10 protein-coding genes and 1 pseudogene are annotated in these 13,023 nt (G+C 46.2%); 2 read left to right on the top strand and 9 right to left on the bottom strand.

The window, feature by feature from the left end; translation table 11 throughout:
* Positions 1-5: 5 nt before the first annotated feature.
* Genes CIK88_RS02265 through CIK88_RS02250 form a run of 4 tightly spaced genes read right to left on the bottom strand, consistent with a single transcriptional unit; the run spans position 6 to position 3,333 of the window.
* On the bottom strand, positions 6-449 hold the full coding sequence (locus CIK88_RS02265; RefSeq protein WP_216820871.1) for a DUF488 family protein: 444 nt from the start codon (positions 447-449) through the stop codon (positions 6-8).
* Positions 450-463: 14 nt separating this feature from the next.
* The gene (locus CIK88_RS02260; protein WP_094434252.1) at positions 464-1,174 is read right to left on the bottom strand and encodes a DUF488 family protein; all 711 of its coding nucleotides are present in this window, start codon (positions 1,172-1,174) and stop codon (positions 464-466) included.
* Between the two features lie 7 nt (positions 1,175-1,181).
* Positions 1,182-2,003: a hypothetical protein gene (locus CIK88_RS02255; protein WP_144269567.1), complete on the bottom strand. Its 822-nt coding sequence runs from the start codon at positions 2,001-2,003 to the stop codon at positions 1,182-1,184.
* Complete coding sequence (locus CIK88_RS02250) at positions 1,990-3,333, bottom strand: hypothetical protein (protein ID WP_094434248.1); 1,344 nt, start codon at positions 3,331-3,333, stop codon at positions 1,990-1,992. Before CIK88_RS02250 ends, CIK88_RS02255 begins: the two co-directional genes overlap by 14 nt.
* Positions 3,334-3,583: 250 nt before the next feature.
* Here CIK88_RS02250 and CIK88_RS12540 point away from each other — a divergent pair.
* A pseudogene (locus CIK88_RS12540) lies at positions 3,584-3,713 on the top strand (IS1380 family transposase); the annotation flags it as partial.
* A gap of 1,437 nt (positions 3,714-5,150) precedes the next feature.
* Here CIK88_RS12540 and CIK88_RS02245 read toward each other — a convergent pair.
* The 5 genes from CIK88_RS02245 to CIK88_RS02225 form a co-directional block, all read right to left on the bottom strand.
* Positions 5,151-6,878: an acyl-CoA dehydrogenase family protein gene (locus tag CIK88_RS02245; protein WP_094434246.1), complete on the bottom strand. Its 1,728-nt coding sequence runs from the start codon at positions 6,876-6,878 to the stop codon at positions 5,151-5,153.
* 111 nt (positions 6,879-6,989) lie between these two features.
* Positions 6,990-7,373: a four helix bundle protein gene (locus CIK88_RS02240; RefSeq protein ID WP_094434244.1), complete on the bottom strand. Its 384-nt coding sequence runs from the start codon at positions 7,371-7,373 to the stop codon at positions 6,990-6,992.
* A gap of 60 nt (positions 7,374-7,433) precedes the next feature.
* Entirely contained in the window at positions 7,434-8,456 is a 1,023-nt protein-coding gene (locus CIK88_RS02235) for an electron transfer flavoprotein subunit alpha/FixB family protein (protein ID WP_094391320.1), read from the bottom strand.
* A 5-nt stretch (positions 8,457-8,461) separates the two neighbouring features.
* Positions 8,462-9,334, bottom strand: coding sequence for an electron transfer flavoprotein subunit beta/FixA family protein (locus tag CIK88_RS02230; protein ID WP_094391319.1), 873 nt, complete (start codon positions 9,332-9,334; stop codon positions 8,462-8,464).
* A gap of 228 nt (positions 9,335-9,562) precedes the next feature.
* Complete coding sequence (locus CIK88_RS02225; protein ID WP_094391318.1) at positions 9,563-10,141, bottom strand: porin family protein; 579 nt, start codon at positions 10,139-10,141, stop codon at positions 9,563-9,565.
* A gap of 944 nt (positions 10,142-11,085) precedes the next feature.
* On the opposite strand from CIK88_RS02225, the gene dnaG reads away from it, so the two are divergent.
* Positions 11,086-13,014, top strand: a complete 1,929-nt coding sequence (dnaG, locus tag CIK88_RS02220) for a DNA primase (RefSeq protein ID WP_094434242.1) — start codon at positions 11,086-11,088, stop codon at positions 13,012-13,014.
* Positions 13,015-13,023: the final 9 nt, after the last annotated feature.

Here is a 13,023-nt window from a genome sequence, read left to right as displayed (position 1 = left end):
ATGGGTTATACCAAGTGAACTATCTTTACTTCTTCAACAGAGTGCTCCTTCATATACTCAGCGAGCAAACGGCGATGACACATCTCTGGAGTCTCTTCGCTACAAAGGAAACATGAACCGTCGAACTGCTTCACACCATATTTCTTGATGATATCACGCTGCTTGAGCATACCTGTATATTCTTCGATATATTCTGGCCAAGTAACTGTTTCCTTATGCCACCTATCAAGGAGTTCCTTTGTGGGAGCAAAGTCTGTGACATGTTTATAGTCAATACCGCATATCTGCTTCACAAAATAAACCAAGTCTTTGCCTTTAGCGAAACCAGCCAGCTGACTACTGTTGCTGATGCGCACATCAACGAGTTGCTTTACTTTATTTTTCTTAAGAAGCTCAAAGAACTGCTCTGCGCTCTTCTTGGTGAATCCAATTGTAAATAGTGTAATCATAATTATTCCGATATTTAATATTCTTCTGTAGTTTCATCATTACCATAGTCCGGTATCCATCCGATTTCATAATTCTTCAAGCGATAAGCATCTGTTCGCTGCTGTTTTTCGTCATATCCGTCACCAAAATCAGCGAAGAGCGAATCGGCCATCTGGCCTCCCACCGACTTTAACTTATTCCGTTTTACATAGTCAAGTATCATCGCTTTTTCAAGTTCTTGGTGAGAGTGAACAATGGGGTCTCCTGTTTCTTCATCGTGCATGATATGCTGAATATCCCAGCCTAAATCATAGAAGTACCTTGAGATGAAAGAAAATCGGTGGCATCCCAGAGGGTCTGCCTCCGAGCACATCAGCGAGATTCGTCTGTTTTGATCTAGTGCTTTATTCAGCCTTTCGACACCGCTTAAAAAATTAGTGGTCTTGACACCCATTTCAAAATTGACCTGTAATTTCTTCTCCTTGACACCCTTTTTTACGAATTCCGTTTCTTTAAGACAATCGGAGCGTCTTGCACCAAAGTGCTTGCCAAAAGGTACGTATAAAACCCCGTGTCCTTTGAACCACGTCTTGAGGATTTCCTCATTAAACTGTGGCGTGTATTTACTATAGGGCATACTCCTCACATCAAGAATACAATCTATTCTTTGTGATTCCAGAAGTTGGAAGAATTCTTCTATACTTTGGTTGGAATGTCCTACCGAAAATAACTGTCTTTTATCCATAGTTTTATTAAGCTGCTAAATCAATAACTCCGGCAACCAATTTATAGTGCCAATCGTAATGGTTAACCCCAAGCGATAGCGTGAGATACAAATCGCCTGTATTCCTTTGCCCGCAATTCTTGGTTCTATAGCGAAGTGCGTTAATGTATCGGGTATCTGTCAAAGGGAAGTCATATTGTGTACCATTGTAAGTGAACTGAATGCGATACTTCTCGTGACCATAAACATCATACTGCATCGTAATGACTGGACTTTCTGGCATGATAAACATAAGCGAATAGCTACCATTTTCAAATACTTTATTTGGAACAGCCTTCCCCCTGTTACCAAAAATCAAGGAATGCCATGTGTCGCAAAGAGGATTGAGATTTTGACTATTCTGTCCAATTCTACCGACTTTCCTGATAGAATTGAAATGCACGTTTTCACAATGTGCTCCAGTTGGAACGGCATCTGTAACGTCTACAGCAAGTATATCTAGCATAGAGAATGAGCCTACGAGATATTCGGGGAGACCATTATCACCATTCGACATTACAGGTCTTATCCAGTTGGGTAGGCCATATTGGTTTCTTACAATTGAAACTCCAGAAGCAGTGTCTTGAATCTCAATACCGGCGAGACATCTTCCACCATTTTTGTAGGAGTTGCCCATACAGATAATTTGCTTTTCCATACTCTTTGCTTTTAGTTTATTGTTTCTTGTTGCAAAGATAAGGACTTTATCTGTACAAAGCACCAAAACAGCAACATTGCCATGCAAAGATGGCAAAAAAGTAGTGCTGAGGCTGCAACGTTGCCGAGGGGTATGGAAATCACTTCTTTTCATACTTCAGAATGGGGATATCCTCATAGTCATAACCGCAGTTGGAAGTGCGTACTCTTACAAATACTTTCGATTTGTCCAAACGCATGACGTAGGCATTGCCGTCTCTTTCCGGCTTATACTGGTCGGAATAGTTCAGGTCGGGAATGTCGCTACTGATTTTGCTCTTCAGATGAGCTATGGTGGGCTTGATATGCTTGTCGTAGGTGACGGGCAGTCCCCTCGTGCGAGACTTATAGGTCTTCAGGGCAACCTGGAGATAGATGTCATATTCTTTGGGCGTGAACGTCACCTTCTTCTCGTTCCCATCGTCGAACTTGAAGGCTACCTGATAGCGGCCAGTCTTCATGTCTTGTCCCAGGAACACCAAGTCGGGAGCCACTGGTGGAGGAGCCACAAGGAAATCGAAGAGGGCCTTGTAGAATCCGAAATACTTGAACTGGCCCTTGCTGTCGTTGATGGTTATCGATTGGCGGATGCTGACCTTGCTCTGATAGAATCCCAGGATGTCATCCACCAGAGTCAAGATGCCCGACGAGATGGGGATGCACAGAAACTCCGTGTAGTATTGTATCGAACCGCCAGCGCTGCAAAATGGCACGACAGATGTACCGATATTGATAAGGAGAGAAGGCGGTGTGTTGTGGAGTGCCTTCACCTGCAAGCGTTCGTACAGCACATTGCGGAAAAAATCGACTGTCGTCATATCGCACAAGCGGTCGTACACCTGCTGGATGATAGCTTCTTCGAGGTTGGGAGCCATATAGCTGATGACATCCTTCACATACTGCTCATTCATGCCCCGAAACTCCTCCACCATCTTGGGGATGTAGATGAAGTTAAACCCGCAGAGGCGTGTAATCGTGACCAGCAGTCGGAAGTGCTGTTTCAGTTCCTCATTACGCTCTTCATCGTAGGAACTCTCTAGATAGACCATATACTGGTCGTTGAAACTGGCCTCGCCAGTAGGACAGGAAATAAGATATGGCTTTGGAGTGGGTATAGTGCCATCAGCCTTCTTGGCATCCTTCATCAGACAGTACTGCAAGGCAATGAGCAGAAGAGCTTCGCGAGGTACGCAGATGTTATCGCTCAGGGCAATATCGTATATATGGTCGAAGAATGCCTTCCGCTCTCTGACAGACAACTCCTTCAGTGTATTGACAGCATCTGAGAAACGAATCTTGCGTGCATCGCTCATCTCCTGGTGAGTGATGGCATACTCGGACATGAGCCGTTTCATGTTCTTTACCTCGCTTTCCTCGATGATATTATCAGCCTTAATCATGTCGTTGAAGATGCGAGCTATTGCCGTCCGCTGTTCTTTGGTCATGTCTCTAAGATTTGAATATCTTTATCCTTTATTCCGCAACACTATTATAAATTAAACTTTTTAAGTACCTGAGCAACAAAAAGTCTTAGACTAGCTAAGCGGCAAAGCCGGTTACTTGCTTTGGCAAGCAGTAGAGCCAGTTACTTGGACAAGCCAAGCGGCAGAGCCGAGCGGCCCAGGATTTTGCCATGTCGAAGAATTCACTTATCTTAGTGTTGCGAAAAGAAAACAAGCAAAACTCTGATATGACATGGCAAAAATACAAATTAAATCTGAAAAACATACTCCTTTTGGAGAAATATTTTCGGGTTGTGGAGCAATTTGACTCCACATTGTCTTCTGTAATTGACTCAATCCTTGGTCTAAGGTGTATAATTCATAGGGGCACTTTAACGGATACACCTTCCTCAACATGCAACTCCGTTTGAAAAAAATAAGCATTTTGAGGTCAGTAGATGGCTTCTGCTCAAAGATTTTGATCTGCAAAGTCTATTTCACAGGTATGTGATATTGTTATCTAATTTCTTTACATGACTATTTTGTAATTGAGATGCTGAGAATGAGACTCTTTCTCTATCCGAGCAATCTGTTAATCGTGTTTTACTAGACAACAGCATTCGTTGAAAAACAGGTAATGCCGCTCTCTGTTGGAGAGAACGCCAATCACTGGTCGCGAAAACGCCAATCTCTGTTGGAGAAAACGCCAATCGCCAGTCGCGATGACGTCATGCGCTAAAACACAGTATTTAGTACCAGTTTAAATCTAATGTCGTGGTCTGACAGGGACTCGGATTCTTTTTATTATCCACGGAATACAGGCACCTTGATAGACAGTTTATCTCTCGTCAAAAATGTGTCTATGTTTATAATATTTGAGCGCGTTGTAATATTAAAAAAAGCTAAATTATTAGTTAAATAAAATTAAAATTTGGGCCAAAGGGTTGACAATGGGGGGTGTGATTTTGTATATTTGCACGCGATCTCGTGGCTGATTTTCATAACCAGAAAGAAGCCTTTGCAATAAACCACAAGTCTTACAAATTAAAAATTCTCATTTATGTTTACAATTTTTACATCAAACATCTCAAACTGCTTACAACAGAAGGATCATGGTTTTTCGATTGACACCCGACCAGGGCTTGATTTCTTCTCGTTAGCTTATCGTTCGGTTCTCGTTAACTTCTCGTTAGGTCCTCGTTCGTCTCTCGTTCGTCTCTCGTTGCTTATTCGTTAGTCTATCGAAGACCGAACGAGGACCGAACGAGGATCAAGCAAAAAACGAACGAGAGACGGACGAAAGAAGAACGACTCTCGGACGAGAAACTATCGATAACTCGACGAGAAACTGCCCAACCTGTGGGGGATGGTAGCCTTTTCTTCCCGAACTCGTTGAGTTATGCCATGGCGAGAAAATGTGCCATGAAATGGAACTGAAGAGTGAAGTCAGATGAGCAGAACCGAACTGGTTCGGGTTATGTCATGGCGAGAAAACGATGGATGCAATCCAACTGACGAGTGAAGTAATAGCAATCCGGGGTTATTCGAACTTGTAAAGTTGTGTATGTCAGGGCTATGCTTTACGGAAGAGGGGGCAAATGCCAATGACTGGTATGGGCTAAATTCATAACCTGTTGTAAAACAACGAGGGAGATATTTGATGAGATTTCGTTTTTCTTTTTGGCGTAGATTACATTAAAATGCTTAACATTCCAGTGGAATCATTGATGGGAATCTGAGATGTCTTGTTATGGTAGAGGTGAAAAAATCACCGCCGTAGTGGTTGACTGCGGCGGTGATTGGTATAGTGGGGGAGTAGATTACTCGGCGGCAGATTCTTCGGCAGCACGGAAGCTGGCGAGATCCTCTACCTGGAAATTCTGAATGTAGGCTGCCTTGCCAAGAATATCTTCCTCGGTCATGCGAACATATACGTTGGCTGACTTGGTGAAGAGCTCTGGAGCACGGGTGGCATCGTCGAGGATGAGGAGCGACATCACAATCTCACAGGTCATGTCGTAAAGACGACGGGCAAGGAAATCGTGGGCGTCCTGATTGTTGAGGTCCTTGACGCGGTTGAGGGCTGCCTCGTAAACGGGGATGAGCTTCTCAACACGTGCCTTTAGGGGCTGGAGTGCCTCAGAAACTTCTGTGGCTGCCATGTCCTTGATGTTGTTGAGCATGGTGCCGTTGGTGATGTAACGGATGGCGGCTACTACCTGAAGCTGGGTGGTTCCCTCGTAGATAGAGAAGATGCGGGCGTCGCGGAACAAACGCTGGCTCTTGTACTCCATGATGAAGCCTGAACCTCCGTGGATGCTGATGGCATCGTAGGCGTTCTGGTTGGCGTATTCTGAGTTCATACCCTTTGCCATTGGAGTGAAGGCGTCTGCCAGACGCTGGTATTTCTTGAGCTCCTGCTTCTCTTCGGGGGTGAGCTTGCGGTCGCGCTCTATATCCTCAAGGGCTTTGTAGATATCTACGTAGCGGGCGGTTTGATAGAGCAGTGAACGACCTGCGTCGAGCTTGGCCTTCATGCGTGAGAGCATGTCATAGACTGCAGGGAAGTTGATGATCTTCTCACCAAACTGTGCACGCTCTTTGGCGTAGGCGAGTCCTTCGTTGTAGGCTTCCTGTTCTACACCTACAGACTGGGCTGCGATGCCGAGGCGGGCGCCGTTCATCAGTGCCATGACGTACTTGATCAGACCGAGACGGGTGCTTCCGCAGAGTTCTGCCTTAGCGTTCTTATAGGTCAGCTCACAGGTGGGTGATCCGTGGATACCGAGCTTGTGCTCGATGTGGCGCACGTCAACACCGCCTTGGTTCTTGTCGTAGATGAACATAGAGAGTCCACGACCGTCTTTGGTGCCTTCTTCTGAACGGGCGAGTACGAGGTGGATGTCTGAGTCACCATTGGTGATGAAGCGCTTCACGCCATTCAGACGCCAGCAACCTTCTTTCTCGTCGTAGGTGGCTTTGAGCATGACGCGCTGCAGGTCGGAACCGGCATCGGGCTCGGTGAGGTCCATTGACATGGTTTCGCCGGCACATACGCGCGGGATGTACTTCTGACGCTGTTCCTCTGAACCAAACTCATAGAGGGTGTCGATACAGCTCTGGAGGCTCCAGATGTTCTGGAAGCCTGCATCGGCTGCTGAGATGACCTCGCTGAGCATAGAGAATACGGTGTTGGGGAGGTTGAGACCGCCGTAGCGACGGGGCATTGAGACACCGTGGAGTCCAGCCTTACGGGTGGCGTCAAGGTTCTCGAATGTCTTTGAGGCATAGATCATACGACCATTCTCAAGGTGTGGACCTTCGAGGTCAACGCTCTCTGAGTTGGGTTCAATGATATTGGCAGCCACATCGCCGGTGATGTCGAGAATCTGTTTGTAGTTCTCGATGGCATCGTTATAATCGACGGGTGCGTCCTCGAACTTGGCTTTGTCTTCGTAGTTTTTCTCCTTGAGTTCTACGATACGCTCCATCAACGGGTGGTTGAGGTGGAACGCGATTTCGGGGTGATCACTATAATAGTTTGCCATATTTTTTTGTTTTGTGGGAATTAAGGGGAAGTTAAGGGGAAGTTATCACTCCCTACGGTCGTTCGGGAAGTTAAGGGACAACACCTTTCTTCCTTGATCTACTATTTATAACTACATTCCTTCTTCCTTAAGAGCATTATTGTTAACGATAGCTTCGCAATATGAATTGAGAAATTTACTTGTCGTTACAAGGCCAGTATGGAGTTCTTCAAATTCAATTTGCGAGATGTAATCTAAATCTCTAGATAAGATAATGTAATCTCTACATTCCTCAAGACTTCCTTGCGAAATGTTGAAGAAACGGAGTTTGTCAGCTTTGCTAAGTTTCTTATAGCCTTCTGCAATGTTTGCTTCGATAGATACAGCTGCTCTTCTGAACTGAGATGTCAGTCCAAAAATCTCATCTTTTGGAAAATGTCTCGTTACTCGATAAACGAACAAAACAAAAGCATGAGCCTTCTGCCAAGCTATGATATTTTCAAAACTATATACCATAAAAGCTATTGTCTCTTAACTTCTCTAACTTCCCTTAACTTCTTTAAATTCCCAAATTATTTATTTCGAATTTTGCTTGTAATACTTAATGAGCTTCGGCACTACCTCCTCGACATTGCCCACGATGACGTAGTCGGCAATCTTGTTGATGGGTGCGTCGGGGTCGTTGTTGACGCTGATGATGATGCCTGAATCCTGCATACCAGCGATGTGCTGGATCTGACCAGAGATACCGCAGGCAATATATACCTTGGGGTGTACGGTGACACCGGTCTGACCGATCTGACGGTCGTGGTCTATCCATCCGGCATCGACAGCGGCACGTGATCCTCCTACTTCGCCATGGAGTACTTTTGCCAACTGGAAGAGTTGGTCGAAGCCTTCCTTAGATCCTACGCCATATCCTCCGGCTACTACGATAGGTGCGCCTTTGAGGTTGTGCTTGGCTGCCTCTACGTGGTGGTCGAGCACCTTTACGACGAAGGCTTCTGGAGCTACGTATTTTGATACTTCAGGATATACGACCTCGTTCTTGGCCTGTCCGTCGTAGAGGGCTTTCTGCATCACACCGCTACGAACGGTTGCCATCTGTGGACGGTGTTCGGGGTTGACGATGGTGGCTACGATGTTACCACCGAAAGCGGGACGAATCTGATAGAGCAGGTTGTCGAAGGTCTTGCCAGACTTTTTGTCTTCAAACGAACCGATTTCCAGTTCGGTGCAGTCGGCAGTCAGTCCGCTGGTGAGTGATGATGACACGCGGGGACCGAGGTCGCGACCGATGACTGTTGCACCCATGAGGCAAATCTGCGGCTGTTCCTCTTTGAAGAGGTTGACCATGATATCGGTGTGGGGAGCTGAGGTGTAGGGGAAGAGTCCTTCGCCATCGAACACGAACAGCTTGTCAACACCATAGGGGAGGATCTGGTCCTCTACCTTACCCTTGATACCGGTGCCGGCAACCACAGCGTGGAGCTCTACACCGAGTTCATTGGCGAGCTTGCGACCTTTGGTCAGCAGTTCCTGAGATACTTCCTGTACCTGCGTACCTTCTATCTCAACATATACAAATACATTATTCATATCTCTTATCCAATAATCTTTTCGTCCAACAATTCCTTGATCATTCCTTCAATGTCGGCATCTGAAGCGGTCAGGGTCTTTGACTCTTTGGCTTGGAACACGATGTTCTTCACTGCCTTCACCTTGGTGGGTGATCCTGAAAGACCACACTGCTCTACGTCGCCGTCAACATCTGCCACACCCCACTGGTTGAGGTTGAGGTAGGGGCGCTCTTCATAGAGGTAGTCGTAGGGAGTGCCTTCCTTGGGGCGCTCCATAGGACAGGTAGCGCGTTTGTACTTCATCACCAGTTTGGCATTCTGCGGACGGCAGGGTGCTGCACTTCCGTTGACGGTGATGACAACAGGCAGGGGAGCTTCTACGGTCTCCACACCTCCGTCGATGATGCGGCGGATGGTGGCCTTTCCATTTTCTACTTTCAGAATCTCTTCAGCGTAGGTGACTTGGTTGAGTCCCAGTTTCTGAGCAACCTGCGGGCCTACCTGTGCGGTGTCGCCATCGATAGCCTGACGACCACCGAGTACGATATCCACATCGCCAATCTTCTTGATGGCGGTGGCCAAAGCGTAAGAAGTAGCAAGGGTATCGGCACCAGCGAAGAGGCGGTCGGTGAGAACCCAACCGGTATCGGCGCCACGGTAAAGTCCCTGACGGACAATTTCTCCTGCACGTGGAGGACCCATGGTGAGGATTCCAACTGTTGAGCCTGGGTTTTGTTCCTTCAGACGAAGGGCTTGTTCCAGGGCGTTCAAATCTTCGGGATTGAAGATAGCAGGCAAGGCGGCGCGGTTTACGGTACCTTCAGCGGTCATTGCGTCCTTACCCACATTTCGGGTGTCTGGCACTTGTTTTGCCAGAACGACAATCTTTAAAGCCATATAAATTTTGAGTTATTGAAATTTCGAAATCGGGTGCAAAGGTAATCTTTTTTTGGTATGTAGCCAAATAAAATGCACAAAAACCGACGATTTGTGCACAAATGGCGATTTTTGTGCAATGTCTGTGATTTTTCGAGTTGGTATATATAAATAGGTGTGGGATATTAAAAAAGGTAGGTTCTGGGAGAACCTACCTTGTGGATATAATGATTGACTATCATGTTGCTATTACAAAGAGAACTTGTAGCCAACGGTAATCTGGAATACGCTATGCTTTGAATCGCTATCTTCAACAATATTTGTAACACCCCAGTTGTAGCGAGCGTCAAACACGATATTCTGATACTGATAAGAGACGCCTACAGGAATAGAAAGGTCAACGCTTTTGAAACCATCAACATCTACCTCTTTTGATCCTCCAGATCCTTTAAATTCCGCCTTTGAAGAGAGCTTGAAACCAGGCTGTACACCGAGTTTCACAGCAAATCCTTTTGCTACATAGAAATTGGCAAGGATAGGAACGTTCAGGTAATCGAGTTTCGAAGTGCAATCATCATCAACAATGATAGTTTTAACACCCTGCATAGAATAAAGGACACCAGCGCTCAAACCGATATTGTCTGTTAGTCCATACTCAAATTCTGCACCGGCAGCCAAACCAATACGGGGATCGGCGTCGTTGACATCTGTGATGTTGGCGATGTTGACACCAACCTTAGGCTGGATAGTGAGCTGACCTACTTCATTTTGTGCAAAGGTAGCTGCTGATATCATCATTGCTACTACGGCTAAAAATAACTTCTTCATAATTGTACTGAAATTAAATTAATAATAGGGTTTATTATTTGGTTTGTTACACTGTTTCATGTCTTATCACGGAACAAAAGTATGAAAAAATGTCAATATATCCAAGGAAAAAAATATGAAAAACAGAGAAATAGCGAAAAAATGTGGTGATTCGACGATTTTGTCGGGACATCGGAACATCGGGTCATCGGAATTTAAACGGAATTTAAACAGATGAGTTTTTTGGGGGGTGCCTCCGTGTGCGCTCCCTTGAAAGGTCACACAGAAATCACGGAAATCACAGAAAAGATTATTTTTTAGTTGCCTACGGCAAGAAATCTTTGGAGGAAATCTTTCTGAAGATGTTGCTTCGCAAGAAATCAATCATCGGAATTTAAACGGAATTTATACGGAACTATGAATAGAACTCTGACAAGCAAAAGCGGGCTGAAAGCCCAATGGTTTCCTTAGCCCAGGGCATCGCCCTGAAGATACAAATGCACATATCGAACCACGTCCCTTTCCTCTAAGTCTCATTTCTATCTTATTTACAGTACTTTGGTTTGATGTCTGTGCCATGTTTTTGAAACCTTTTTGTTATATTTTTGGTTCTTATTTGCTTGCAAAGATATAGTATTTTCTTCTAACCGCCAATGTTTTATTGATTTTTTTTGCTTATTATAAAGATAAAATTAACCTACGGTAAATCTTTGGAGGAAATCTTTAAACAATCATCGGAATTTAAACGGAATTTATACGGATGTTTTTGGGGGTGCGCGAGCGCAAGAAATCTTTGAAGGAAATCTTTAATGAAATATGGCCTTTGGCCAGAAATAATAATCTTTAAATAAAAATCCTTGACCAAAATGCGCTCGAGTACCTCGCAATCCGTGTGCGGCATTAAAAAATGTGGGGTTTTGTTTTGTACTTCGCTGTTTTATTCGTAATTTCGCATTTCGAAGGCTATGATAGACAGAGCGACGATAGACAAAATCATGGACGCCACCAATATTGTGGATGTGGTGAGCGAGTTTGTTAGCTTGCGCAAAGCGGGAGTTAACTATAAGGGATTGTGTCCCTTCCACGACGATAAGACACCGTCGTTTATGGTGTCGCCATCGAAACAGATTTGCCATTGCTTTGCCTGCGGAGAGGGTGGTAATGCGATCAACTTCCTGATGAAGCATGAGCAGATCACCTATCCTGAAGCGTTGCGGTGGCTTGCCAAGAAATATAATATCGAGGTGGAGGAGCGCGAACTGACTGCCGAGGAACAGAAAGAGCAGGGTGACCGCGAGTCGATGTTTATCGTCAATGAATGGGCATGTCAGTATTTCCATACCATCCTGCAACAGGATGAGGATGGCATGGCTATCGGTAAACAGTATTTCCGCAGCCGTGGCATCCGCGACGATATCATCAGTAAGTTTAAGTTGGGCTTTGCCCTCACCAAGCGTGATGCGCTGTTGGAGGAGGCACGCCGCAAAGGTTATAAGGATGAGTATCTGGTGAAGACCGGCCTGTGCTACACTGGTGAACATGGCACCTACGACCGCTTTGCGGGTCGCGCCATCTTCCCTTGGTTTAATGTGAGTGGTAAGGTGGTGGCTTTTGGCGGTCGCAAGCTCGATGCAGCTACCAAGGGTGTGCAACAGAAATATGTGAACTCACCCGATTCGGAAATCTACCATAAAGACCATGAGCTCTATGGCATCTATCAAGCCAAGAAAGCCATTGTCAAGTGTGACTGCGTCTATATGGTGGAAGGCTATACCGACGTGATTGCCATGCACCAATGTGGATTGGAGAATGTGGTGGCCAACTCAGGTACGGCACTCTCCATCTATCAGATTCGTATGTTGCACCGCTTCACGCAGAATATCGTACTGCTCTACGACGGTGATGCTGCCGGAATCCATGCAGCCATGCGCGGTACGGATATGTTGTTGCAGGAAGGCATGAATGTGAAGGTGTTGCTGTTGCCCGATGGCGACGACCCCGATTCGTTCTCGCGCAAACATACTGCCGAGGAGTTTCGCAAGTATATCGACGACCACCAGACCGACTTCATACAGTTTAAGACCGACCTGCTGCTGAAAGGAGTGAACGACCCCTTGCGCCGTGCAGAAGCCATCAACTCCATCGTGCGTTCGGTGAGTGTGATACCCGATTCCATTGTGCGTTCCACGTATCTGACCGATTGTTCGCGCCGCTTGGGTGTGGATGAGCGCACGCTGATCACGCAAACCAATAAGTTTATAGCGCAAGAGCGCGAGAAACCCACGACGGAACGCCCGCAGGATGTGCTGGCGCCTGATGCGCAGACCACCTCAGCCAATGATGTAGCCTTTGCCGTTCAGGTGAACGCCACAGCCGAGGTGGAGCGTCTGTTGATACAACAGGTGGTGCGCCACGGTGAAGAGATTATCTTCGATGATCTGGAGACAGAAGACGGTCAGACGGTCAGCATGAATGTGGCGCAATATGTGGATTATGAGTTTGGCTGCGACGAACTCTCGTTTGCCGAACCCCTCTATAATACGATACTGCACGAAGCCGTAGAGCACTCAGCCAATGCCGGTTTTCGTGCCGAAGCCTATTTCACCCAGCATCCCGATGTGAACATCAGCCAGTTGGCAACGCGTCTTGCCATCGACAACTATCAGTTGGGTCGGGGTTTTGAGATGAAACACAGCGGACAGACCTTGCGCCAACGGGTGCAGCATCTGATGCTCGACTACCGTTATATCATCGTGGGTGAGCGGTTGAAAACCATCAACCAGCAACTCAAGACCTCGGCAGGCGATATGGAGAAGCTGCGCGAACTGATGAAGGCGTATATGGACACCAGCAAGATCTACCAGGAACTGGGGCGGCAGTTGGGACGCAACTAAAAGAGACAC

It is taken from the genome of Prevotella sp. P5-50 (genome assembly GCF_002251295.1).
Lineage (GTDB): Bacteria > Bacteroidota > Bacteroidia > Bacteroidales > Bacteroidaceae > Prevotella.
The sequence above is the reverse complement of the archived record's forward strand: the minus strand, read 5'-3'. Positions and strand labels throughout refer to the sequence as shown.